This is a genomic window from Georgenia sp. AZ-5 (assembly GCF_043952095.1).
Lineage (GTDB): Bacteria > Actinomycetota > Actinomycetes > Actinomycetales > Actinomycetaceae > Georgenia.
This window is the reverse complement of the sequence record NZ_JBINOU010000001.1, coordinates 1,842,685-1,866,753: the sequence shown is the minus strand read 5'-3', so window position 1 is coordinate 1,866,753 and position 24,069 is coordinate 1,842,685. Positions and strand designations below refer to the sequence as shown.

Sequence of the window (24,069 nt, the reverse complement as noted above, 5' to 3'; positions counted from 1 at the left end):
TTGACCTCCTGCTGGGTGGGACTTGTCATCAGTTTCCTTCCGTGACGCCGCCCGCGGGCGGCGTGGTGGTCTGGGAGGACGTCGGGGCGGGGCCGGCCGCGGAACGGGGCGCGCCGGCAGTGGTCATCGGCGTCGGCACGGCCGACAGCGGGATGTGCGTGGTGCACACGTGCCCGCCGGTGGCGAGCGTGGCCAGGCGCTGCACGTGCACGCCCAGGAGGCGGGAGAAGGCCTGCGTCTCGGCCTCGCACAGCTGGGGGAAGGCCTCGGCGACCTGCTGCACCGGGCAGTGCCCCTGGCACAGCTGCAGCGCGAAGCCCTTGGGCCCCACCGCGCGGGTGGTCGCGGCGTACCCGTCCGCCGCGAGCGCCGTGGCCAGGGCGCGCGCCCGGGCCGCCGGGACGGGCCCGGCCTGCTCCAGCAGCGGGGCGTACCGCCGCTCGAGCTCCCCCACCCGGGAGTCGGCGAACGCCTCCAGCGCGTCGGCGCCGGCGACGTCGCGGAGGAACTCCAGGGCGTGGGTGGCCAGGTCGGAGTAGGCGTCGCTGAGCACCGCGCGGCCCGCGTCGGTGGCCACGTAGTGCCGGGCGGGGCGCCCCCGCCCGCGCGTCCCGCCGCCGGCGGGCTCGTGGACGACGATCTCGCCCGACTCCTCCAGGTGCGCCGTGTGGCGCCGCACCGCGGCCGGGGTGAGCTCGAGGACCTGCGCGAGCGTGCCCGCGCTGACGGGCCCGCGCTCGACGATCAGCTCCAGCACGCGCTCACGGGTGCCGGACTCGTCGAGGTCGCGGCGGCGGGCGGTCGTCGCCTCGGAGGTGCTCATGGGCGTGGACCTCCCTCGAAACTCGTCTCGTGCTTGCGGGCGCCGCCCGCAGGGTGTCTGGGCCGTTCCGCCCCAGTCATTAGGAAACATTGTCGTGCCCAAAAACCTTCCCGGCAAGGAAGGTCACCCTCACCCGGCTGTGAGGCCGCCCACCCGCGGGGCCGTGGGAGGCCCGCGGCGGCGGGTGCGTGGGCCCACCTGCACCGGGGCACCCCCGCGCGCCACCTACGCTGTCGGGGTGCGCGTCCTCCCCTCGTCCCGAGCAGGGTCCCACCCGGCACCGACAGACCGGCGGGCGACCCCGGCGCTGGCCGTGCGCGGGCTGCGCAAGAGCTACGGCGCCCGCGAGGTGGTGCGCGGATTGTCCTTCGACGCCGGGCGTGGCGAGCTGACGGCCGTCCTCGGGCCGAACGGTGCGGGCAAGACCACCACCGTGGAGTGCTGCGAGGGCCTGCGCCGCCCCGACGGCGGCACCGTGGAGGTCCTCGGCCTCGACCGGGCTGCCCCGGGCGCCGACGCCCGGCTGCGCGAGCGGGTCGGGGTGATGCTGCAGGACGGCGGCCTTCCCATGGCGCCTCGCGCCGGCGCGGTCCTCACGCACCTGTCGCGGCTGCACGCCGACCCGCTCGACCCCGGCGCGCTGCTCGACCGGCTGGGGCTGGCCGACGTCGCCCGCACCCCGGTGCGGCGGCTGTCCGGCGGCCAGCGTCAGCGCCTCGCCCTGGCGGGCGCCATCATCGGCCGGCCCGAGCTGGTCTTCCTCGACGAACCGTCCGCGGGGCTGGACCCGCAGGCCCGGCTGGCGGTGTGGGACCTGCTGCGCGAGCTGCGCGCAGGCGGCACGTCGATCGTGCTGACCACCCATCTGATGCGGGAGGCCGAGGAGCTGGCGGACCACGTCGTGGTGATCGACCGCGGCGCCGTGGTCGCGGAGGGGACGCCGTCGGCCCTGACGGGCGGGGCGCGGGTACGGGTCGACCCGCCACCGGGGGCGGGACCCGCCGAGCTGGAGGCCGCGCTCCGCGCGGGCCTGGACGCCGCCGGCCGCGCCGACCTCGCCGTGGTGACCCGGCAGGGGGCCGTGGAGGTGCTCACCCAGGACGACGTCGACGCCGGGACGCTCGCCGTCGTCTCGACCGCGCTCGCCGCGGCGGGGCACGCCGGCGCCCGGGTCGGGCTGCACCGCCGGACGCTGGAGGACACGTTCCTGGACCTCACCGGGCGCGATCTGCGCACGGCCGACGAGGAGGAGAGTTGAGCACGACGACGCGCCCCGGCGCCCGCCGGGTCCTCGCGCAGACGGGGTTCGAGACCGCCGCCGTGCTGCGCAACGGCGAGCAGCTGCTGCTGACGTTCATCCTGCCGGTGATCGCGCTGGTGCTGCTGGTGCGCACCGATGTGGTGCCCCTGCCCGGGGCCACCCGCGCCCCCGCGGCGCTCGCCGGGGTGCTGGCCCTGGCGGTCGCCTCCACGGCGTTCACCTCCCAGGCGATCGCGGTGGCCTTCGACCGTCGCTGGGGCGTGCTGCGGATGCTCGCCACCACCCCGCTGGGGCCGCGCGGCCTGCTGGCCGGAAAGCTCGGGGCCGTGCTCTGCGTGCTCGCCGTGCAGGCCGTCGTGCTGGTCGCGGTCGCGCTGGGGCTGGGATGGCGCGGCGAGGGCGCCGGCATCGGGGCGGCGGCCGGGTCGCTGCTGCTCGTGCTGCTCGGTGCCGCGGCGTTCGTGGCGCTGGCGCTGCTGGTCGGGGGCACGCTGCGTCCCGAGGCGGTCCTCGCCGTGGCCAACCTGCTGTGGGTGCTCATGCTCGCCGGCGGCGGGCTGGTGGTGCCACTGGGCACCCTGCCCGAGCCGCTGGCCGCGGTCGTGTTCCTGCTGCCCCCGGGTGCCCTGGGCGAGGGCCTGCGCACGCTGGCCACGGGCGGCGGGCTGGACCTGGGCGCCGTGGCGGTCCTGGCCGTGTGGGCGGCCGGCGGCTCCTGGCTGGCCGCGCGGTTCTTCCGCTGGGACTGACCGGGGCCGGGCACGGCACCCCACGCCGGGAGGGCACCCCCGGCACGCCCCGACGGTCCTGGCGCCGGCACCGGCCCACGTACCCTGGTGCGGTGAGCACGACGACGAACAGCCGTCCCGACGACGGCGCCCGCGCGGCGACCGACGAGGGCGCCAGCCCCGGCGGCGGCGCCCCCCTCGCCCCCGCCCCGCCGCGGGTGGACCGGCTCACCTGGGCGCTGGCCGTGGCGAACCTCGCGGCGCAGGTCGGCATCATCGTCACCGGCGGCGCCGTGCGGCTGACGGGCTCCGGCCTGGGCTGCTCCACCTGGCCGATGTGTGAGCCGGGGTCGTTCACGCCCGTGTTCCACGAGGCCACCTCGATCCACCCCTACATCGAGTTCGGCAACCGCACCCTCACCGGGGTCCTCGGCGTCATCGCGGTGGCGCTGCTGTGGGCGGTGTACCGGCGCCAGCCCACCGCCTCCCGGCCCGCGGCGCTACGGCGCCTGGCGTGGCTGCCGCTGGTGGGCATCGCCCTGCAGGCGGTCGTCGGCGGCATCACCGTGTGGGTGGACCTGCATCCGGCCGTCGTCGGCTCGCACATGCTCATCTCGCTGGCGCTCGTGGCGCTCTCCACCTACCTCCTGGTGCGGCTGCGCCAGGGCGACGGGCCCGTCGAGCGCCTCGCGCCCCCGGCGCTGCGGCAGCTGCCCTGGGTGCTCGCCGCGCTGGTGGCGGCGGTGGTCGCGCTCGGCACGGTCGTCACCGGCGCCGGCCCGCACTCGGGCGACGAGGACGCCGCCTTCCGCTACGCGCTCGACCCGCTGACCGTCACGAAGCTGCACTCGGGATCCGTCTGGCTGCTCGTGATCGTCGCGGTGGCCGCGGCCGTGGTGCTGGGCCGTTCCCGTGGCGACCGCCGCCTGGACCGGGCCCGCCGCGCCTGGCCGTGGTTCCTCGCCGTCCTCGCCCTCGAGGGCGTCATCGGGTACACGCAGCACGTCCTCGGGCTGCCCGAGCTGCTGGTCGGCCTGCACATGCTGGGCGCCGCGCTGGTGGTCGTCGCCGCAACCTACGCCTGCAGCGCCTTCTACATCCGCGACGAGCTCGTCCCCGCGCACTGACGCCACCGGACCCGGTCGAGCGCCGGCGACCTCGCCCCGCGAGGTGGGGGCCACGGGACCCGGTCACCTTCCGGGTGGCCCATCCTCGCGCGCATCACACGACGCGGCCGCGGTCAGCATGCTGAGGGCTGCGTCGCGTCGGCCCCGACCGGGGCCGGATGACGTCAGCGCATCCACTCCGCGTCGGCGGGGCGCAGGGTCGCCCACCCATGCGCGCGGGCGCTGAAGGCCGCGAGGATCCCGACGACGGCGCTGGGGTTGTGCACCCGGCCGGCGTGGACGGCCGCGACGGCCGCGTCCAGCGGGACCCAGACCGTGGGCATGTCGCGCTCCTCGTCCTCCCGCTCGTGCCGCTCGTCACCGTCGACGTCGGTGAGGTCGCGGGCGAGGTAGACGCGCAGGGACTCGTCGGAGCCGCCCGGCGAGGTGAAGTAGTCCACCAGCACGTCCCAGCGGCCGGCGCGCAGGTCGGCCTCCTCGTACAGCTCGCGGGCGGCGGCGGCGACGTAGTCCTCGCCGTCGACGTCGAGCAGGCCGGCCGGCACCTCCCAGAGGAGGGCGCGCACGGGGTGACGGTACTGCTGGAGGAGCAGCACCTCCTCCCCCGCGTCCGTCTCCCGCAGGGCCACGATCGCGACCGCCCCGGGATGGTGGACGTACTCGCGCAGGACGGGGGCGCCGTCCTGCGGGTCGAGCCGCACCTCCTCGGCGAGCACGTCGAACACCCGGCCCTCGTGCAGCGTCCGGGTGCTGACCACCTCGCGGGAAGGGTCCTTGGCGTCGGCCGGACCGGCGCCGGCGGGGTCGCCGTCGCCCAGGCTCACTCCTCGGCCCCGGCCTCGCGGCGCCCGTTCTCGGCGGCGGCCGCCGCGGCCACCGGCTCGGCGTGCTCGAGGCCGACGGTCTCCGGCTCCTCGATGTCCAGCAGCCGGGTGGAGCGCTGCCGCTCCAGCGCGGCGCCCACGAGGCCGGCGAAGAGCGGGTGGGCGCGGGTGGGCCGGGACTTGAACTCCGGGTGCGCCTGGGTGGCGATGTAGTACGGGTGCAGCTCGCGGTCGAGCTCGACGAACTCCACCAGGCTCGAGTCGGGCGAGCGGCCGGAGATCCTCAGCCCGACGCCGTCGAGAACCTCGCGGTAGGAGTTGTTGACCTCGTAGCGGTGGCGGTGCCGCTCGGTGACGCGCTCGGCGCCGTAGACCTCGGCCGCGAGGGAGCCGGCCTCCAGGACGGTCTCGTAGCGGCCGAGGCGCATGGTGCCGCCCAGGTCGCCCTCACCGCCGACGATCGCGAGCTGCTCCTCCATGGTGGCCACGACGGGGTCGGGAGTGGCGGGGTCGAACTCGGTGGAGCTGGCCTGGCCGAGGCCGAGCAGGTTGCGGGCGGCCTCGATGACCATGCACTGCAGGCCGAGGCAGATGCCCAGGGTCGGGACCTGGTTCTCGCGGGCGTGGCGCAGCGCGCCGAGCTTGCCCTCGATGCCGCGCACGCCGAACCCACCGGGCACGAGCACCGCGTCGACGCCCTCGAGCGCCTTGCGGGCCCCCTCGGGGGTCTGGCAGGTGTCCGAGGCGACCCAGCGGATCTTCACCCGGGCGCGGTGGTGGAAGCCGCCGGCGCGCAGCGCCTCGGTGACGGAGAGGTAGGCGTCGGGCAGGTCGATGTACTTGCCGACGAGGGCGACCTCGACGAAGTCCTTGGGATGGCGCACACGCTCCAGGAGGCGGTCCCAGACCGTCCAGTCGACGTCCCGGAAGCTCAGCGAGAGCCGGCGCACCACGTAGGCGTCCAGGCCCTCGGCGTGCAGCACGGCCGGGATCTCGTAGATGCTCGGCGCGTCCTGGCACATGACGACGGCCTCGCGGTCGACGTCGCACATGGACGCGATCTTGGCCTTGACGCTCTCGGGCAGCTCCCGCTCGGAGCGGCACACGATGGCGTCGGGCTGGATGCCGATGGAGCGCAGCTCCGCGACGGAGTGCTGCGTCGGCTTGGTCTTGAGCTCTCCGCTGGCCGCGATGTAGGGCACGAGGGAGACGTGCAGGAAGAAGACGTTGTCGCGGCCGAGGTCCTGGCGGACCTGCCGGGCGGCCTCGAGGAAGGGCAGCGACTCGATGTCGCCGACCGTGCCGCCGATCTCGGTGATGATGACGTCCGGCGGCTCCTCGCCGCCCACCGGCTCGGCCTGCGCGCGCATGCGCGCCTTGATCTCGTCGGTGATGTGCGGGATGACCTGGACGGTGTCGCCGAGGTACTCCCCTCGCCGCTCCTTGGCGATGACGGTGGAGTAGACCTGGCCGGTGGTCGCGTTCGCCTTGCCGGACAGCTCGACGTCCAGGAAGCGCTCGTAGTGGCCGATGTCCAGGTCGGTCTCCGTGCCGTCGTCGGTGACGAACACCTCGCCGTGCTGGAACGGGTTCATCGTGCCCGGGTCGACGTTGATGTACGGGTCGAGCTTCTGCATGACGACCCGCAGGCCCCTGGCGCGGAGGAGGTGGCCGAGGCTGGACGCCGTCAACCCCTTCCCCAGGGAGCTCACGACGCCGCCGGTGACGAAGATCTGGCGGGGGATGCTGGCCTGGTTGCCGGGCAGCCGGCTCGGTTGGTTGACCACGGACTTCGACCCTAGCAGCCGGCACCGCGACACGCCCGTGCCCGGCTCGCACGTGCGGTGTGCGATCAGCCACCGGCGCCGGCCCGGCGTGTTCGGGCCGCCCGCCGCGCCGGGTGCGCTACGGACGGAAGGCGCCCGGCCCTTCGAGGGCCTCGCGCCGGCCCGGCCGGCCCGGCGTGGCCCCGGCGACCGGCGCGCCGCGGGACCGGTGCGGGGCTACGGTCGCCGTCGTGGACCAGCGACTGAACTTCATCACCCTGGCGGTGCCGGACCCGTCCGCCTCCCGCCGGTTCTACGCCGAGGGGCTCGGCTGGGAGCCGGCCTTCGAGGCCGAGGGCGAGGTCGTCTTCTTCCGGATGGCACCGACGATCGTGCTGTCGCTGTGGCGGGCGGACGCCTTCGAGGCGGAGGCCGGGCGGCTGAACCGCGAGCCCGGCACGGCCCCGGTGACGCTCTCGCACAACGTGCCGACGCCCGAGGAGGTCGACTCCGTCCTCGCCGAGGCGGTCTCGGCCGGGGCCACCCTTCTCGCCGCGGCGGAGGACCGTGACTGGGGCGGCCGGTCCGGCTACTTCGCCGACCCGGACGGCTACCGCTGGGAGGTGGCCTACAACCCCGGCCCGATCGGCGAGCAGATCATGCGGGCCGCCGGGCTGCTGGGGGAACGACGGTCCGCCGGCTGACCTCGCGGTGGAAGGCCCCACGCCCGCCCGGGTCCCTGCTGACCCGCTCGCGGCGGCCCGCCGCGACCCGCGAGGTGCGCCTAGGCGCGGCCGGCGTAGACGGCCCGCAGCTGGGCCAGCACCGCGGCCGGCTCGGGCAGCTCCGCGGCGCGGCGCCGGGCGGCGGCCCGCAGGGCGTCGCGGCGGCTCTCGTCCCGCAGCGCCTCGCGGACCGCCGCGGCCAGCGCGTGAGCGTCCCCGCCCGGCACCAGGAGGGCGGCGTCCCCGGTGACCTCCCGGGTGCCGCCCACGTCCGTGGCGACGAGTGCGGCGCCGGCGCGCAGCGCCTCCTGCACCGCGATGGGCTGCCCCTCCCAGGTCGCGGTGGAGACGACGACGTCGGCGGCCGCGAGGAGGTCGGGGACGTCGTCGCGGCGCCCGGCCAGGATCACGGGCAGGCCGCGGGTGCGCGCCGCGAGGCTCTCGCGCAGCGGCCCGTCGCCCACCACGACCCAGCGCCAGCCGGCGTCGGCGGCGAGCGTGCGGGCGGCGTCGACGAGCAGGTCCAGGCCCTTCTGCGGGGCGAGGCGGGCGACCGTCAGGAGCAGCCGCTCCCCCTCCGCCAGGCCCAGGGCACGGCGCACCTGTGCCGGCGCCGCGCCGGACGCCGCCCGTTCGGGAGCGGGGACGAGCGCGCGGGCCACGTCCCGGGCGCCGCGGGTCCCCATCCGCTCGACGAGGTCACCGCTGACCCCCAGGACGGCGTCGGCGCCGCGGGCCACCAGCGCCTCGAGGACGGCGGCGACCACCCGCACACGGGCCCCACCGACGGTGAGGTTGTGCACGGTGACCACCAGGCGCGGGCGGCGGCCGGGGCGGCCGCGCAGCGCCAGGACCGCCAGGGCCCCGGCCCGCAGCCCGTGGGCGTGCACCACGTCCGCCCCGGCAGCGAGGCGGCGCAGCGCCGCCATGGCGGGGAGGTCCTGGGGCCGCGGCCTGTCGGCGATGTCGACGACCGCCGTGCGCACCCGCCCGCCGGCCTGGTCGGTGGCCACCGGCGCGACGACGTCCGCGGGGCCGGCCAGCACGACGTCGTCCCCCGCCTCGGCCAGGAGCGTGCTGATCTCCCGGGCGTGACGTGCGACGCCGCCCGCGCTCGACCCCGTCAGCTGCAGCACCCGCATGTGCGTCCCTCTCCTCGTCGTGACTTCCCGGTGTGTCCTCGCCGCGGCCGCCGGCGCGCGCCTCAGCGCGACGGCCCGGGCGCCGGCACGGGCTCCTGCGACCAGGCCCGGACGCGCCAGGTGCCCCGGTCCAGCGCGAGCACGGCCAGTGCCGGCAGCGCGGCGGACACGAGCGCACCGGCGACGGCGGCCGCGACGGCGCCCGGCAGGCCCGCGCCCAGCGCCGCGAGCAGGGCGTCGACCGTCCACCGGCCGGCCACCGCACCGGCGGCGGCGCCCGCGCCGCCCACCGCCAGCGTCCGGCCCAGCCCCGCCACCGCGCCACGCCCGCCGGCGCGGCGCACCGCGACGAGCAGCAGGATCCCGGCGACCACCATGCCCGCCGACGAGCCCGCCGCCAGGGCGGTGAGGGTGGCCGGCCCGTCGTCGCCGCCCGGCGCCAGCGCCAGCACCCCGGCCCAGGAGGCCGCCGAGACCACGAGCCAGCCGGTCGCCGTCGCCACCACCGCCGCGCGGCCCCGGTCCACCGCGTACAGGGCGCGCGAGAGGTGGAAGATCAGGGCGTAGCCCACGATGCCGGGCGCGAACCAGGTGATCCCCGCGGTCATGCCGGCCATCTCGTCGCGCAGGGAGAACACGGCCGTTGCGGCCGGCGCCACGGCGACCAGCATGGCCAGGCCCACCAGGGAGGCCGCCACCACCAGCCGCGTCGAGCCGGCCACCATGGCGGCGAAGCCGCGCCGGTCCCCCGCCCCGGCCCGCTCGGACAGGCGCGGGAAGACCGCCGTGGACAGCGGCACGGCCAGCACCGCGTAGGGCAGGAAGTACACCGCCTGGGCGTACCGGTAGACGTTGATGGTCCCCGTCTCGCCGTAGTTCAGCGCGAGGTACAGCACGACGGCAACGCTCGCCTGCTGCGCCAGCAGGGCGCCGATGCCCGCACCGGCCAGCCGCAGCGCGCGCCGGGCGACGCCGGGCGGGAAGCGCAGCGCCGGCCGCAGCCGCACCCCGGTGCGCAGCACCGGCACGAGCTGGCACAGGCTCATCGCCGCCACGCCCGCGGTCGTGCCCCAGGCCAGCCAGGCGACCGCCTCCGCGGGCAGCGCCGCAGGGTCGTCCTGGCGGCCGGCCGCCAGCGCGCCGAACGCGAGGTAGCTGACGATCACCACGAGGGAGGAGAGCAGCGGCGCGAACGCAGGCCAGAAGAACCGCTTGTGCGCCTGCAGCACCCCGGAGAGCACGACACCCAGGCCGTACAGGGGGATCTGCACGGCGAAGACCCGCAGGAACGTGACGACCAGCTCCCGCATCCCGGCCGCGGCGTCCTCGTCGAGCAGCAGGCCGGCCACGGGGTCGGCGGCGAGGGCGAGGACCGCGGCGAGCGGGACGAGCACGAGCAGCGTCCAGCTCAGCAGCGCCGAGGCGGTGCGGTCGACCTCGGCGCGCAGGTGCCTCGCCAGCGGCGCGCCGAGCAGCGGCACCACCGCGCCGGCCAGCGCGCCGCCGGCGGCCACCTCGAACAGCACGTTCGGCACGGTGTTGGCGGCCTCGTAGGCGGTCGCGGCCTCGGAGGCGCCGAGCGTCCAGGACTGCACGAGCCACCGGACGAACCCGACGCCGCGCGAGAGCAGGGTGACGACGGCGATCAGCCCGGCGGCGCCGACCACGCCGCCCAGCAGGCTCCTCAGCCGGCCGGGCATGTCAGCCGGCGCGCCGGCCCAGCGCGTCCAGGCGCCGGAGCACGGCGTTGGACTCGATGACACCGGAGAAGCTGACCCGCTCGCTCAGCAGCGTCAGCGCGACCAGGCCGGCCAGGGCGGTGGCGCGCAGCGGGCGCGAGGGGTGGGCGGCCAGGGCGGTGCCGACGAGGGCGCCGACGGCGTTGGCGCCGGTGTCGCCGAGCATCGTGCGCTCCGCGAGGTCGTCCGGCAGCGCGGCGCCGGCCACGCCGAGCGCGGTGGCGGCGAGGGTGCCGTGCGCGGTGGCCGGGGCGCTCAGGGCCAGGGGGGCGCTGACGACGGCGGCGACCTTCAGCGCCCGGCCCGGGCGCAGGTCGAAGAGGTTGTGCAGGTTGGCGGTGCCGGCCACGAGCGCCGCGCCGGCGAGGGTCTCCGCGGCGCGGACGGCCGGGGCGGCGCCGCGGGGGGTCGCGACGGCGGCGGCGGCCAGGGCGCCGGCCCCGATGCCCAGGATCTTCAGCGCGCCGGTGGTCAGCTCCCCGCGTCGCAGGGCGCCGAGGTGGCCGCGCAGGCCCTTGGTGCGCGAGTCCCGCTCGCCGAGGTCGTCGACGAGGCCCATGGCGGCGCCCGCGCCGGCCGCGAGGGCGGCCGCGGTGGCGATGCGCCCGCCGCGGCCCTGGCCCGCCGCGGTCACCAGCGGCGCGGCCGTGGCGCCGGCGCCGGCGGCCGCCCCGCCCAGCAGGGTGACGGTGCGCCCCGCGAAGTTGGTCCGGTCCCAGCGGCCGCGGCCGCCGGGGGCGCGGCCCTCGAGCACGGCGGTCGCTACTGTGGTGGCCGCCGCCCCGACGGCGGCGGGGACGGCGAGGTCGAGCAGGCTCACGCGGCCTCCTCGCCGGCACCCACCTCGGCGGGCTCCACGGCGGGCGCGGGCTCGAGCTCCACGCGGGGCGGGACCGGCTCGTTGGCGCCCTGCTGGAAGCCGTAGTGGTCGGTGGCGCCGGAGAGCTCGACGGCCAGGGCCAGCGGCGCGGAGATGGCGGCGGTGACCTCGCCGACGGAGTCCACGGTCGTCGTCGAGTCGGCGGCCGCGTCGTCCGCGCGCACGGCCGAGACGAGGTCCCGCTCCGTGGCGGCCGCGCCGACGGTGACCGAGGCGGTGACGCCCGACAGGGCGGCGGCCAGCTGGACGTGCCCGGTCAGCGCGGCCTCGACCGTCTCGGCCTGCTCCTCGTCCTCCTCGCCCTCCGCGGGCACGGGCGCCGGGCGGGGACCGACGAGGATCGTCGCGTCGGCCGCGGCGCTGGGCTCTGTGGTGATGGTGACCAGCGGCGCGTCGGCGGAGGTGAGCAGGTCCAGCAGGGTGCCGGCGTCGGGCGTCGGCGCGCCGTCCGGGCCGGCGCCGGTGAGGGCGTGGCCGAGCGCGAGGCCGAAGATGGTCTCGATGCCGGCGTCGGCGGCCGGGGCGGGCTGGAGGTACCCGAGCAGCTGGCCGGCGAAGGACTGCCGGAAGGAGCGGTTGTCCGGATCGGTCCACGCCTCCGTCACGGCCACCTCGCCGACGAGCTCGGCGCCGGCCTGCCCGACCCGGTCCCGGACCTCCTGGACGTCGTCCTCGGTCGTGCCCGGCAGGGTCACCACGGCGACGTCCCGGCCGGCCAGGGCGCCGTCGAGCAGCACGGGGGCGGAGGCGTCGAGGTAGGCGGAGCGCTCGGTGACGTCCGCCTCGGCGCCCGCGAGCTCGGCCCGCAGCTGGTCCCGGTCGGCGCGAAGCTCCTCGACCTGGCCGGTGAGGGTGTCGCCGATGGTGTCACGCAGCGGCCCGGCACCGAGGACGATCCCGACGGCCAGCGCCAGGAACACCGCGATGAGCGAGACGAGGTGGTAACGGAAGTCGATCAATCTTCTCTCCAGCGGTCAGGTCGTCGGCGCCGAGGGGCTGATGCCCACCAGCGACCGGAAGGTGCTCACCAGGTCGTCGAACCACGCGCCGGCGAGCCCGAAGGTCGTCTGCCCCACGTTCGTCGTGGCCAGCGCGACGAACAGCGCGAGGAGCCCCGCCAGGGCCAGCAGCACCAGCTGCCAGGTGGAGATCCTGGTGCGGTACAGGCGCGAGACGCCCTTGGCGTCGATGAGCTTGCTGCCCACCCGCAGCCGGGTGAGGAAGGTCGAGGCCATGCCGGAGCGGCCCTTGTCGAGGAACTCGATCATGGTGTCGTGCGTGCCGACGGCGACGATGAGCTCGGCCCCCAGGTCGTCGGCGAGCAGCATGGCGACGTCCTCGCTCGTGCCGGTGGCCGGGAAGACGACGTGCTCGACGCCGAGGTCCTCCACGCGGCGGCGGCCCGGGGCCCGGCCGTCACGGTAGGCGTGCACGACGATCTCGGCGCCGGAGGTCAGCGCCTTGTCGGAGACCGAGTCCATGTCCCCGACGATCATGTCCGGGGTCATGCCGGCCTCGAGGATGGCGTCCGCGCCGCCGTCGACGCCGATGAGCAGCGGGCGGTACTCGCGGATGTAGGACCGCAGCATGGCCAGGTCCTCCTTGTAGTGGTACCCGCGCACCACCACCAGCGCGTGCCGGCCCTCGAACTCGGTGCGCACGTGGGGCACGCCCGCGCCGTCGAGCAGGAGCTCCTTCTCGCGCTGGACGTAGTCCATCGTGTTCGCGGCGAACGCCTCGAGCTGGACGGTCAGGCCCTCGCGGGCGGCCGCCATGTTCTGCTCGATGGTCTCGGCGTCCTGGAGGGCGCCCTCGGCGATCAGCTGGTCGCCGGAGCGGACCTCGTTGCCGGCCACGACGAGCTCCTGGCCCTCCCGCACGGACATGACGGAGGGACCCAGGTCGTCCACGAGGGGGATCCCGGCCTCGAGCAGGATGCCGGGCCCCAGGTTCGGGTAGCGCCCGGAGGTCGAGCGGGCGGCGTTGAGCACCGCGACGGGCCTGCACGCCACGAGCGCCTCCGCGGAGACGCGGTCGAGGTCCTCGTGGTCGATCACGGCGACGTCGCCGGGCTGCAGCCGCTTGGTGAGGTTCTTGGTGCGGGCGTCGACACGGGCGGGCCCGGCGGTTCCGGGCCGGCTGGCGACGGCGGCGCGACGGCGTCGGAAGAGGGCACTCACCGCCTCATCGTTGCACGCCAGCGCGCTCGAGGAGCTCAGCGGCATGCCGGAGGGCGGTGTCGGAGTCCTCCTGGCCGGAGAGCATCCGGGCCAGCTCCCGCACGCGATCTCGCCCTTCCACGGTGGTGACGTCGGTGGCGGTGACAACCGCGTCGTCGTCGGGGGTGTTCTTCCTCACCACCAGGTGCCGGTCGGCGAACGCGGCCACCTGCGCGAGGTGGGTCACCACCACGACCTGCGCGCTGCCGGCCAGGCGCGCCAGTCGGCGGCCGACCTCCACGGCGGCCTTGCCGCCCACCCCGGCGTCGACCTCGTCGAAGACGAAGGTGCGCAGCTCGCCGTCGGCGGGCTCCGCGGCGGCGAGCGCGACCTCGATGGCGAGCATCACCCGGGACAGCTCGCCGCCCGAGGCGCCCTGCCCCAGCGGGCGGGCGGGGGCGCCGGGATGGGAGGCGAGCAGCAGCTCGACGCCCTCGGCGCCGTGCGGGCCCGGCTCGTCGAGCTCGGTGAGCCGGGCGGTCAGGTGAGCGCCGGCCATCGCCAGGCCGGCCAGCTCGGCGTCGACGGCCGTCGACAGCGCGTCAGCGGTGCGCCTGCGGGACGCGGTGAGCGCGGCGCCGGCCTCCGCGACGGCCGCCTCCGCGCGGGCCAGCCGCTCCCGGAGGGCGGCGGCGGTGTCCTCGGGGCCGTCGAGGTACGCGAGCCGGGCGCGGGCGCGCTCCGCCCAGGTGAGGGCGTCGTCGACCTCCGGGCCGTGCGTGCGGGTGAGCTCGGCGAGGGCGGCGCGCCGCTCGTGCACGAAGGCCAGGCGCGCCGGGTCGGCGTCGAGGGAGTCGAGGTAGCCGGCCAGCTCGGTCGCGACGTCGGAGAGCAGGTAGGAGGCCTCGGCCAGGCGGGCGGCCCACCCGCCGAGCGCGGCGTCGTTGTCGGCGGACTGCTCGAGGCTGCGGCGGGCGGTGTCGACGAGGGTCGTGGCGTCCACCGACTCGGGGCTGTCGACGTCGCCGGTCAGGGCCTGGTGGGCCAGGCCGGCGGCGGTGCGCAGCTCCTCGACGTTGCCCAGCCGCAGCGCCTCCTCGCGCAGGGCGTGATCCTCCCCCGGCTGCGGGTCCAGGGCGTCGACCTGCTCCAGGCCGGCGCGCAGCAGCGCGATCTCGTGCTCGCGGGCGCCCGCCTCGCGCTCCCACGCGGCGAGCTCCTCGCGGGCGGCGACGAGCTCGGCCCACGCGGCGCGGTAGCCCGCCACGAGCGCGGCGTGCTCGGGGCCGCCGAAGGCGTCCAGGGCGGCGCGCTGCTGGGACGGGGCGCGCAGCCGGAGCTGCTGGGACTGGCCGTGGACGGTCACGAGCTGCTCGCCGATCTCCGTCAGCACGCCCGTGGGCACGGTGCGTCCGCCCAGGTGGGCGCGCGAGCGCCCGGACGCCGGGAGCGTGCGCGCCACCAGCAGCTCGCCGTCCTCCACCGCGGCGCCGGCCTCCTCGGCGCGGGCGGCGACGGCGCCGTCCGCGGGGACGGCGAAGGCGCCCTCGACGACGGCGCGGTCGGCGCCGTGGCGCACCAGCGCGGGGTCCGCCTTGCCGCCGAGCAGCAGCGCGAGGCTGGTGAGGACCATGGTCTTGCCCGCGCCGGTCTCGCCGGTGATGACGGTGAACGCGGGGTGGAGGTCGAGCTCGGCGCCCGCGATCACCCCCAGGTTCTCGATCCGGACCTGCTCGATCACGCGCGCTCCCTGATGCCGCGCCAGCCCTGGACGGGCAGGGCGAACTTGGCCACGAGCCGCCCCGAGAAGGGCACCTGCGCCAGCCGGGCGAGCCGCACCGGCTGCGCGCCGCGGCCGACGGTGATGCGCGAGCCCGCGGGGGCGTCGAGCATCCGGCGGCCGTCGCACCAGACCACGGCGTTGCGGTCCTCGTAGGGCAGCACCTCGACCTCGAGGACGGAGCTGGGGCCGACCACCATGGGGCGGGCGAAGAGGGCGTGGGCCGCGAGCGGCACGATGAGCAGGGCCTCGACGTCCGGCCACACCACGGGTCCGCCGCCCGAGAAGGCGTAGGCGGTGGAGCCGGTGGGGGTGGCGAGGATGAGCCCGTCGCAGCCGAAGGTGGACAGGCCGCGGCCGTCCACCCCGATGGTGACCTCGACCATGCGCGCCCGCTCGCCCTTCTCGACGGCGGCCTCGTTGATCGCCCAGCTGTGCTGCTCGCGCCCGTCTGGGGTGATGATCCCGATGTCGAGGGTCATGCGCTGCTCGACGGCGTAGTCCCGGGCCGCCACGCGGTCGACGACGTAGGGCAGGGCCTCCTGCTCGGCCTCGGCCAGGAAGCCGACGTGCCCGAGGTTCACGCCCAGCAGCGGGACGTCGTGGGTCCGGGCGAGCTCGGCGGCCCGCAGGATGGTGCCGTCGCCGCCGAGCACCATGACCAGCTCGGCCCTCTCGGCGGTGCCGTCGCGGACGGCCTCGATGCCGTGCGCCCGCAGGTCTTCGCTCACCTTGTCGGCGGCGCTCACCGCCTCGGGCCGTCCCTCGTGGCAGACGACGAGGATGCGTCGGCTCATGCACTCTCCTGACGGGGCTCGGAACTGGGTAAGGGCGCGGCGTCGGCGGCGGCACCCGACGCACTCCCGGCAGGCCCCGACGCACTCCCGGCAGGGCCCGGCGCACTCCCGGCGGGGCCCGGCGCGCTCCCGGCGGGGCCCGTGCGCACGGCCTCGGCCGCGGCGGCCTCGAGCACCTCGTCCCGCAGGGCGCCCGGGTGGTCGCGGCGCAGCGCCACGAAGTACTCGACGTTGCCGGACGGTCCCGGCAGCGGGCTGGGCACCACCGCCCAGGTGTCGAGGCCCTCCTGCGCCGCCGCCGCGGCGACCTTGAGGACCGACTCGACGTGCAGCGCCGGGTCCCGCACGACGCCGCCGTGGCCCAGCCGCTCCTTGCCCACCTCGAACTGGGGCTTCACCATCAGGAGCAGGTCGGCACCGGGTGCAGCCGCGCGCGCGAGCGCCGGGAGGACGAGCGTCAGCGAGATGAAGGACATGTCGCCCACGACAAGCTCGGGCGCGGGGGCCACCATCTCGGGCGTGAGGGTGCGGACGTTGGTCCGGTCGAGCACGGTGACCCGCGGGTCCGTCTGCAACGACCAGGCGAGCTGGCCGTAGCCGACGTCGACGGCGACGACGTGGGCCGCGCCGCGGCGCAGCAGCACGTCCGTGAAGCCGCCCGTGGAGGCGCCGGCGTCGAGGCAGCGGCGGCCGGCGACCACCGGGGCGTCCGGCCCCAGGGCGTCGAGCGCGCCGGCGAGCTTGTGCGCCCCGCGTGAGACGAAGTCGTCCTGCTCGGGGACGTCGACGCGCAGGGCCTGCGCCGGGTCCACCTGGCGCGCGGGCTTGGTCACGACCACCCCGTCGAGCAGCACGTGGCCGGCGGCGAGGAGCTCCCCGGCGTGCTGGCGCGACCGGGCCAGCCCTCGGCGGACCAGCTCGGTGTCGATACGGACCCTGCGCGCCACGTCAGTGCTCGGCGCTCTTCAGGCGCGCCGACAGGTGGTCGTGGACAGCCTCGAAGACGGCCACCTGCTCGCCGAGCGGGATGTTCTCGAGGTCGTCCAGGCGCTCGAGCGGGTCCGCCGAATCCGCCCGGGCGGCGAGGTCCGCCGGCGTCACGTCCATCGTCGGCTCCTTCCCGCCCTGTGGCTCGTCGGTCGCGGTCCGGGATGAGGTTATCGCGGCGCGACGACCTCCAGCACAGGCACCTGCCGCACCGTGAGCGGCGTGCCGGCGTCGGCCGCGGCCCAGGCGGCGGCCGCCAGGGCGCGCCAGGCGTCCAGGGAAACGGTGACCGGCTCGGCCGGGTCCAGCTCCACGGTCCTCCCCCGGAGGTTCACCTCGAGGTGCGGCTCCGGCCCGGTGACCCGTGCCGCCGCCGCGCCGCAGGTCCACCACTCGCCGTCCGGCACCGGGGCCGGGTGGGGGGCGGACAGGCCGCGCAGGTCGGTGGCGAGGAAGCTGGGGCGCTCGTGCGGAGCCGCCAGCAGCACGTCACGGGCGTCGCTGACCCCGGTGAGCACGTGCAGGGCCGGGATGCCGGCCGCCCGCGCCCCCGCGATGTCGGTGTCGAGGCGGTCGCCGACGGCGATCGGCCGTCTGCCGTGTGCGCGGGCCGCGGCCTGCCGGAAGATCTCGGGCTCGGGCTTGCCCGCGGAGACGGGCGCGACGCCCGTGGCATTGGTCACCGCGGCCACCAGCGAGCCGTTGCCGACGGCCATGCCACGCTCGGTGGGAAGGGTCGCGTCCAGGTTGGTGGCCACGTACCGGGCGCCGGCGGCGATGGCGTAGGCCGCCTCGGACAGGTCTCGCCAGCCCAGGTCGGGGGCGAAGCCCTGCACGACGGCGACGGGCTCGTCCTGCGCCGACTCCGCCAGCCGGAAGCCGGCCTCGGTGAGCGCCATCCTGAGGCCGGGGCCGCCGATCGGGAGCACCAGGGAACCGCCCGGGAGGCTCTCGGCCAGGATGGCGGCGGCCGCCTGGGAGGAGGTCATGACCTCCTCGGCCGTCGTGGGGATCCCGAGGGATGACAGCTGGTCGGCGATGGTCTGCGGCTCGCGCGCGGCGTTGTTGGTCACGAACATCATCCGGAGCCCGAGGTCACGGGCGGCCGTCACGCCGGTATCGGCGTGATCGACCGGCTCCGGGCCGCGGTAGCAGACCCCGTCCAGGTCCATCAGCGCGACGTCGTAGGCGGACGCGAGCGGCTCGGCGCTGGCCAGGAGCGTGGCCGTCGTGGTGGTCACTGGGGGTCTTCCCCCGCGCCATCGACGTCGGCCGAGCTCTGCTCGCCCGCGGGAGCCGCGTCCCCGACCGGAGCGGTGCTCTGCTCCACGGGAGTGTCGTCCTCCTTCACTGAAGCGGCGTCGTCCTCCTTCACGGAGGTGTCGTCCTCGGTGATCTCAGGGCCGCTGGACTGGTCGGCGTCACCGGCCAGCTCGGCGGCGTCTGTCGCCTGCGGTGCGCCGGACGGCTCGACCTCCTCCGACTGCCCTACCTCACCCGGCTCCTGCAAGGCATCGGACTCCGGCTCGTCGACCGATCGCTCGGTGCTCTCGTCGGCGCTGTCGTACCCCGGTCGGTCCTCGGCCACGTCGTCGTCCTCGCCCGCGTCGTACTCCTCGGCGAGGTCGACGACGACGATGTCCTCCTCGGGCTCGGGCTCGGGTCCGATGGCCTCGCGCAGTGCGGCCGCCTCGTCGGTGCGGCCGAGCTCCTCGAGACGCTCGGCCCTCACGACGGCGAGACGACGCGTCAGGTCCGGACGCGTGACCTTCTCGACGAGCGGCGACTCCAGCACGAGCAGGCCCGCCTCGTGCTCGCCGAGGTCGGCTCGTGCGCTGCTGGCCACGATGGCCAGCTCGGTGCTGTCCTCCTCCGAGAGCTCCGAGGTGTCCGTCTCGGCGACGATGGCAAGAGCTCGCTCCGGCCTGCCGAGCCCACGCTCGCAGTCCGCCTCCATGGGACGGTGCGCGTCGATGCCCGAGAGCCGGCGGACCGTGCGCAGCTCGCGCAGGGCCTCCGCGTACCGGCCCGTGGAGTAGGCGGTAACGGCGAGCGCCTCCCGGACGACGTCGACACGGCCCGCGCGACGCATCGCGGCCTGGGCGTGCGCGTACGACAGCTCAGGCTCGTCGTCGATCAGGCGGCCAGCCATGATGAGGTGCCGCGCGACGAGGTCCGCGTTGTTCTTCCCGAGCGTGCGCAGCCTGGCGCGAGCCCCCCGGTCGAGCATCTGCGGCTGGACGTCCTCGGGGATGCTGGGCTCCTCCGGTCGATCCGGCCGGGCCTCGCGACGTGGCCGGTCGTTGTCCTGGCGGGCCGGACGGCTGTCGCGGTACCCGCCATCTCGACGCTGGAAGCCACCCTGGGGACGGTCGCCGCCTCGCCCCTGGTAGCCACCGCGCCGGTCATCATCACGACGCTGGTAACCACCCTCACGCTGGTCGCCATCGCGACGCTGGAAACCACCGCCACGCTGGTCGCCCTCTCGACGCTGGAAATCGCCCTCGGGACGGTCGCCGCCTCGCCCCTGATAGCCACCGCGCCGGTCATCATCGCGACGCTGGTAACCACCACGCTGGTCGCCATCGCGGCGCTGGAAACCGCCCTCACGACGGTCGCCCTCGCGACGCTGGTAGCCACCCTGGGGACGGTCGCCGCCGCGCCCCTGATAGCCACCGCGCCGGTCATCGTCACGACGCTGGTAACCACCACGCTGGTCGCCATCGCGGCGCTGGAAACCACCGCCACGCTGGTCGCCCTCGCGGCGCTGGAAACCACCGCCACGCTGGTCGCCATCGCGACGCTGAAAACCGCCCTGGGGACGGTCGCCGCCGGGCCCCTGATAGCCACCGCGCCGGTCATCGTCACGACGCTGGTAACCACCACGCTGGTCGCCATCGCGGCGCTGGAAACCGCCCTCACGACGGTCACCCTCGCGCCGCTGGAAACCACCGCCACGCTGGTCGCCATCGCGACGCTGGAAACCGCCCTCGGGACGGTCGCCGCCGCGCCCCTGATAGCCACCGCGCCGGTCATCGTCACGACGCTGGTAACCACCACGCTGATCGTCATCGCGGCGCTGGAAACCACCCTGGGGACGGTCGCCGCCGCGCCCCTGATAGCCACCGCGCCGGTCATCGTCACGACGCTGGTAACCACCACGCTGGTCGCTGTCGCGACGGTAACCACCACGCTGGTCGCCGTCACGACGCTGGTAACCACCACCACGCTGGTCGCCATCGCGGCGCTGGGCACCACTCTCGGGACGGTCGCCCCCGCGCCCCTGATACCCACCGCGCCGGTCATCGTCACGACGCTGGTAACCACCACCACGCTGGTCGCCATCGCGGCGCTGGGCACCACTCTCGGGACGGTCGCCCCCGCGCCCCTGATACCCACCGCGCCGGTCATCGTCACGACGCTGGTAACCACCACCACGCTGGTCGCCATCGCGACGCGGGAAACCACCCTCACGACGGTCACCCTCACGCCGCTGGAAACCGCCCTCGGGACGGTCACCGCCCCGCCCCGGATACCCACCGCGCCGGTCATCGTCACGACGCTGGTAACCACCACCACGCTGATCACCATCGCGGCGCTGGGCACCGCCCCCGGGACGGTCACCGCCCCGCCCCTGATACCCACCGCGCCGGTCATCGTCACGACGCTGGTAATCACCACGACGGTCGCCCTGATCGCGCTTCGCCCCCGCGCCGGCCCCGTCGGACCGCCCCGGACGCCCTCGCTGACCTCCACGGTCCGCACCGGCGGAGCGGTCCCAGTCGCGTCGGGGACGCTCGGCGCCCTGCCCATCGTGCTCGGTGGCCATCATTTCCTCTACTGGATCGGTGCGTGCGTGCAGCTGAACTCAATGCTGCTGAAACAACAAGGAGGCCGCAACGTTGATGTTGCGGCCTCCTTGTAAAGAATGTTCGGCGGTGTCCTACTCTCCCACACAGTCTCCCGTGCAGTACCATCGGCGCTGAGGGGCTTAGCTTCCGGGTTCGGAATGGGACCGGGCGTTTCCCCCTCGCTATGACCGCCGTAACTCTGTGGAGATGTCCGGCCCGACCAGCGCCTGGGCTGGTCGTGGGGCGTATCTCGGGAACCGTACAGTGGACGCGTGCAGTGCTCTGCTGCTTTTTGTTGTGGGCAAGTTGTCGGCCCATTAGTACCGGTCAGCTCCACGGGTTGCCCCGCTTCCACGTCCGGCCTATCAACCCAGTGGTCTGCTGGGGGCCTTCCCAGGACAAGCCTGGTGGAAACCTCATCTTGAAGCAGGCTTCCCGCTTAGATGCTTTCAGCGGTTATCCCTCCCGAACGTAGCCAACCAGCCGTGCTCCTGGCGGAACAACTGGCACACCAGAGGTTCGTCCGTCCCGGTCCTCTCGTACTAGGGACAGCCCTTCTCAAGTTTCCTGCGCGCGCAGCGGATAGGGACCGAACTGTCTCACGACGTTCTAAACCCAGCTCGCGTACCGCTTTAATGGGCGAACAGCCCAACCCTTGGGACCTACTCCAGCCCCAGGATGCGACGAGCCGACATCGAGGTGCCAAACCATGCCGTCGATATGGACTCTTGGGCAAGATCAGCCTGTTATCCCCGGGGTACCTTTTATCCGTTGAGCGACGGCGCTTCCACAAGCCACCGCCGGATCACTAGTTCCGACTTTCGTCCCTGCTCGACCCGTCAGTCTCACAGTCAAGCTCCCTTGTGCACTTGCACTCGACACCTGATTGCCAACCAGGCTGAGGGAACCTTTGAGCGCCTCCGTTACATTTTAGGAGGCAACCGCCCCAGTTAAACTACCCACCAGGCACTGTCCCTGGTCCGGATCACGGACCGAGGTTAGATGTGCAGTACGACCAGAGTGGTATTTCAACGGCGACTCCACCCCCACTGGCGTGGGCGCTTCACGGTCTCCCACCTATCCTACACAAGCCGTACCGAACACCAATACCAAGCTATAGTAAAGGTCCCGGGGTCTTTCCGTCCTGCTGCGCGTAACGAGCATCTTTACTCGTAGTGCAATTTCGCCGAGTTCGCGGTCGAGACAGCGGAGAAGTCGTTACGCCATTCGTGCAGGTCGGAACTTACCCGACAAGGAATTTCGCTACCTTAGGATGGTTATAGTTACCACCGCCGTTTACTGGGGCTTAAATTCTGAGCTTCGCCCTGATGGGCTGACCCGTCCTCTTAACCTTCCAGCACCGGGCAGGCGTCAGTCCGTATACATCGTCTTGCGACTTCGCACGGACCTGTGTTTTTAGTAAACAGTCGCTTCTCCCTGGTCTCTGCGGCCCAAAAGGGCTAGCCAGCGTGTGGCTTCACCCCTCAGGCCCCCCTTCTCCCGAAGTTACGGGGGCATTTTGCCGAGTTCCTTAACCACGATTCTCTCGATCGCCTTGGTATGCTCTACCTGACCACCTGAGTCGGTTTCGGGTACGGGCGGCTAGTCCCTCGCGTCGAGGCTTTTCTCGGCAGCATAGGATCACCCTGCTTCCCCCTACGGGGTCACCATCGGACCTGAGGCTCATATGGGGTGCGGATTTGCCTGCACCCCGCCCTGCATCCTTAGACGTGCATTGCCATTAAGCACGCGGTGGCTACCTGTCTGCGTCACCCCTGTTAACACGCTTACCTACTGCCGGATCGGGTCCCACGCGCGGGCGGCCGGTGCCCCCCGAAGGGGACGGATGGCCGCCGTTGGGTGGTTAGCATCACCGGGCTCGGTATGGTCGGTCCTTCGCCGGTACGGGAATATCAACCCGTTGTCCATCGACTACGCCTGTCGGCCTCGCCTTAGGTCCCGACTTACCCAGGGCGGATTAACCTGGCCCTGGAACCCTTGGTCATTCGGCGGACGGGTTTCTCACCCGTCATTCGCTACTCATGCCTGCATTCTCACTCGTGTGGGATCCACGCCTGGGTCACCCCGGCGCTTCGCCTCCCACACGACGCTCCCCTACCCACCCACGCCCCTGCACCAGCCTCAAGGACTGGCGGGGGTCACGCGTGAGTGCCACGGCTTCGGCGGTGTGCTTGAGCCCCGCTACATTGTCGGCGCGGAATCACTTGACCAGTGAGCTATTACGCACTCTTTCAAGGATGGCTGCTTCTAAGCCAACCTCCTGGTTGTCTGGGCAACTCCACATCCTTTCCCACTTAGCACACGCTTAGGGGCCTTAGCCGGTGATCTGGGCTGTTTCCCTCTCGACTACGAAGCTTATCCCCCGCAGTCTCACTGCCGTGCTCACACTTACCGGCATTCGGAGTTTGGTTGACGTCAGTAACCTTGTAGGGCCCATCGGCCATCCAGTAGCTCTACCTCCGGCAAGAAGCACACGACGCTGCACCTAAATGCATTTCGGGGAGAACCAGCTATCACGGAGTTTGATTGGCCTTTCACCCCTACCCACAGGTCATCCCCTCAGTTTTCAACCTAAGTGGGTTCGGTCCTCCACACGCTCTTACACGTGCTTCAACCTGCCCATGGGTAGATCACTCCGCTTCGGGTCTAGAGCACGCGACTGAACCGCCCTGTTCGGACTCGCTTTCGCTACGGCTTCCCCACCCGGGTTAACCTCGCCACATGCCACTAACTCGCAGGCTCATTCTTCAAAAGGCACGCCGTCACCCCTGCTAGGGAGGCTCCGACGGATTGTAAGCATCCGGTTTCAGGTACTATTTCACTCCCCTCCCGGGGTACTTTTCACCTTTCCCTCACGGTACTAGTCCGCTATCGGTCACCAGGTAGTATTTAGGCTTACCAAGTGGTCTTGGCAGATTCACACGGGATTTCACGGGCCCCGTGCTACTCGGGATCCCCACAAGGAGGCCCGGGCGTTTCGTCTACGGGGGTCTCACCCACTGTGCCCGGCCTTCCCAGACCGTTCGACTACACCCGAGCTTTGTCAACTCCCCACCGCCCCGGCAGAGGCGGTCAGTGGGTCCCACGACCCCGGAGGTGCAACGCCCGCCGGCTCTCACACACCCCCGGTTTAGCCTGATCCGCTTTCGCTCGCCACTACTCACGGAATATCTCTTCCTGTGGGTACTGAGATGTTTCACTTCCCCACGTTCCCCCCACACGCCCTATATATTCAGGCGCGGGTAACCGCACATGACTGCGGCCGGGTTCCCCCATTCGGACACCCTCGGATCACAGCTCGTTTGCCAGCTCCCCGAGGCTTATCGCAGGCTACAACGTCCTTCTTCGGCTCCTGGTGCCAAGGCATCCACCGAATGCTCTTAAAAACTTGACCACAAAAGATCAAAGATGCTCGCGTCCACTGTACAGTTCTCAAGCTACGCACCAACACCCACCCAC

General features: G+C 73.6%; 19 protein-coding genes and 2 rRNA genes. 5 read left to right on the top strand and 16 right to left on the bottom strand.

From position 1 onward, the window contains the following. Positions 1-28: 28 nt before the first annotated feature. On the bottom strand, positions 29-823 hold the full coding sequence (locus ACF0H8_RS08820) for a helix-turn-helix transcriptional regulator (protein ID WP_395288571.1): 795 nt from the start codon (positions 821-823) through the stop codon (positions 29-31). A 238-nt stretch (positions 824-1,061) separates the two neighbouring features. Between ACF0H8_RS08820 and ACF0H8_RS08815 the strand changes: the two genes are divergently transcribed. From ACF0H8_RS08815 to ACF0H8_RS08805, 3 genes are all read left to right on the top strand, one after another. Continuing rightward, on the top strand, positions 1,062-2,081 hold the full coding sequence (locus tag ACF0H8_RS08815; protein ID WP_395288570.1) for an ABC transporter ATP-binding protein: 1,020 nt from the start codon (positions 1,062-1,064) through the stop codon (positions 2,079-2,081). After that, entirely contained in the window at positions 2,078-2,833 is a 756-nt protein-coding gene (locus tag ACF0H8_RS08810) for an ABC transporter permease (RefSeq protein ID WP_395288569.1), read from the top strand. The genes ACF0H8_RS08815 and ACF0H8_RS08810 overlap by 4 nt, the downstream gene beginning before the upstream one ends. A gap of 92 nt (positions 2,834-2,925) precedes the next feature. Then, the gene (locus tag ACF0H8_RS08805) at positions 2,926-3,939 is read left to right on the top strand and encodes a heme A synthase (RefSeq protein WP_395288568.1); all 1,014 of its coding nucleotides are present in this window, start codon (positions 2,926-2,928) and stop codon (positions 3,937-3,939) included. A gap of 164 nt (positions 3,940-4,103) precedes the next feature. On the opposite strand, the gene ACF0H8_RS08800 is transcribed toward ACF0H8_RS08805, so the two are convergent. After that, positions 4,104-4,757 (bottom strand): NUDIX domain-containing protein, encoded by a 654-nt coding sequence (locus ACF0H8_RS08800; protein WP_395290845.1) that lies wholly within the window; start codon positions 4,755-4,757, stop codon positions 4,104-4,106. Positions 4,758-4,759: 2 nt separating this feature from the next. Next, positions 4,760-6,550: a CTP synthase gene (locus ACF0H8_RS08795; protein ID WP_395288567.1), complete on the bottom strand. Its 1,791-nt coding sequence runs from the start codon at positions 6,548-6,550 to the stop codon at positions 4,760-4,762. A 230-nt stretch (positions 6,551-6,780) separates the two neighbouring features. Between ACF0H8_RS08795 and ACF0H8_RS08790 the strand changes: the two genes are divergently transcribed. After that, entirely contained in the window at positions 6,781-7,233 is a 453-nt protein-coding gene (locus tag ACF0H8_RS08790) for a VOC family protein (RefSeq protein ID WP_395288566.1), read from the top strand. Between the two features lie 80 nt (positions 7,234-7,313). On the opposite strand, the gene ACF0H8_RS08785 is transcribed toward ACF0H8_RS08790, so the two are convergent. From ACF0H8_RS08785 to ACF0H8_RS08735, 11 genes are all read right to left on the bottom strand, one after another. Then, the gene (locus tag ACF0H8_RS08785) at positions 7,314-8,396 is read right to left on the bottom strand and encodes a glycosyltransferase family 4 protein (protein ID WP_395288565.1); all 1,083 of its coding nucleotides are present in this window, start codon (positions 8,394-8,396) and stop codon (positions 7,314-7,316) included. A gap of 62 nt (positions 8,397-8,458) precedes the next feature. Further along, entirely contained in the window at positions 8,459-10,096 is a 1,638-nt protein-coding gene (gene murJ / locus ACF0H8_RS08780) for a murein biosynthesis integral membrane protein MurJ (protein WP_395288564.1), read from the bottom strand. A gap of 1 nt (position 10,097) precedes the next feature. Continuing rightward, complete coding sequence (locus tag ACF0H8_RS08775; protein ID WP_395288563.1) at positions 10,098-10,955, bottom strand: hypothetical protein; 858 nt, start codon at positions 10,953-10,955, stop codon at positions 10,098-10,100. Next, positions 10,952-11,974: a copper transporter gene (locus ACF0H8_RS08770; protein ID WP_395288562.1), complete on the bottom strand. Its 1,023-nt coding sequence runs from the start codon at positions 11,972-11,974 to the stop codon at positions 10,952-10,954. Before ACF0H8_RS08770 ends, ACF0H8_RS08775 begins: the two co-directional genes overlap by 4 nt. 15 nt (positions 11,975-11,989) lie before the next feature. Then, positions 11,990-13,195 (bottom strand): putative cytokinetic ring protein SteA, encoded by a 1,206-nt coding sequence (gene steA, locus ACF0H8_RS08765; RefSeq protein ID WP_395288561.1) that lies wholly within the window; start codon positions 13,193-13,195, stop codon positions 11,990-11,992. A gap of 4 nt (positions 13,196-13,199) precedes the next feature. Further along, complete coding sequence (gene recN, locus ACF0H8_RS08760; RefSeq protein ID WP_395288560.1) at positions 13,200-14,915, bottom strand: DNA repair protein RecN; 1,716 nt, start codon at positions 14,913-14,915, stop codon at positions 13,200-13,202. Then, complete coding sequence (locus ACF0H8_RS08755; RefSeq protein WP_395288559.1) at positions 14,912-15,751, bottom strand: NAD kinase; 840 nt, start codon at positions 15,749-15,751, stop codon at positions 14,912-14,914. The genes recN and ACF0H8_RS08755 overlap by 4 nt, the downstream gene beginning before the upstream one ends. Further along, complete coding sequence (locus ACF0H8_RS08750) at positions 15,748-16,698, bottom strand: TlyA family RNA methyltransferase (protein ID WP_395288558.1); 951 nt, start codon at positions 16,696-16,698, stop codon at positions 15,748-15,750. The genes ACF0H8_RS08755 and ACF0H8_RS08750 overlap by 4 nt, the downstream gene beginning before the upstream one ends. A 1-nt stretch (position 16,699) precedes the next feature. Continuing rightward, the gene (locus tag ACF0H8_RS08745) at positions 16,700-16,858 is read right to left on the bottom strand and encodes a hypothetical protein (protein WP_395288557.1); all 159 of its coding nucleotides are present in this window, start codon (positions 16,856-16,858) and stop codon (positions 16,700-16,702) included. Between the two features lie 50 nt (positions 16,859-16,908). Continuing rightward, positions 16,909-17,979: an HAD-IIA family hydrolase gene (locus tag ACF0H8_RS08740; RefSeq protein WP_395288556.1), complete on the bottom strand. Its 1,071-nt coding sequence runs from the start codon at positions 17,977-17,979 to the stop codon at positions 16,909-16,911. Next, a complete protein-coding gene (locus ACF0H8_RS08735; protein ID WP_395288555.1) occupies positions 17,976-18,968 on the bottom strand; it encodes a hypothetical protein in 993 nt (330 codons plus the stop codon). The genes ACF0H8_RS08740 and ACF0H8_RS08735 overlap by 4 nt, the downstream gene beginning before the upstream one ends. Between ACF0H8_RS08735 and ACF0H8_RS08730 the strand changes: the two genes are divergently transcribed. Beyond that, the gene (locus ACF0H8_RS08730) at positions 18,897-20,663 is read left to right on the top strand and encodes a hypothetical protein (protein ID WP_395288554.1); all 1,767 of its coding nucleotides are present in this window, start codon (positions 18,897-18,899) and stop codon (positions 20,661-20,663) included. The genes ACF0H8_RS08735 and ACF0H8_RS08730 overlap by 72 nt on opposite strands. Before the next feature lie 5 nt (positions 20,664-20,668). Here the strand turns inward: ACF0H8_RS08730 and rrf are convergent. Both rrf and ACF0H8_RS08720 read right to left on the bottom strand, forming a co-directional pair. Then, a 5S ribosomal RNA gene (gene rrf / locus ACF0H8_RS08725) occupies positions 20,669-20,785 on the bottom strand. Between the two features lie 101 nt (positions 20,786-20,886). Next, positions 20,887-24,004, bottom strand: a 23S ribosomal RNA gene (locus ACF0H8_RS08720). Positions 24,005-24,069: the final 65 nt, after the last annotated feature.

Coding starts and splice junctions, on each gene's coding strand:
- ACF0H8_RS08820 (WP_395288571.1), bottom strand. CDS start 823: ATGAGCACCTCCGAGGCGACGACCGCCCGCCGCCGCGACCTCGACGAG.
- ACF0H8_RS08785 (WP_395288565.1), bottom strand. CDS start 8,396: ATGCGGGTGCTGCAGCTGACGGGGTCGAGCGCGGGCGGCGTCGCACGT.
- murJ (WP_395288564.1), bottom strand. CDS start 10,096: ATGCCCGGCCGGCTGAGGAGCCTGCTGGGCGGCGTGGTCGGCGCCGCC.
- ACF0H8_RS08755 (WP_395288559.1), bottom strand. CDS start 15,751: ATGAGCCGACGCATCCTCGTCGTCTGCCACGAGGGACGGCCCGAGGCG.
- ACF0H8_RS08745 (WP_395288557.1), bottom strand. CDS start 16,858: ATGGACGTGACGCCGGCGGACCTCGCCGCCCGGGCGGATTCGGCGGAC.
- ACF0H8_RS08735 (WP_395288555.1), bottom strand. CDS start 18,968: ATGCTCGACCGGGGGGCTCGCGCCAGGCTGCGCACGCTCGGGAAGAAC.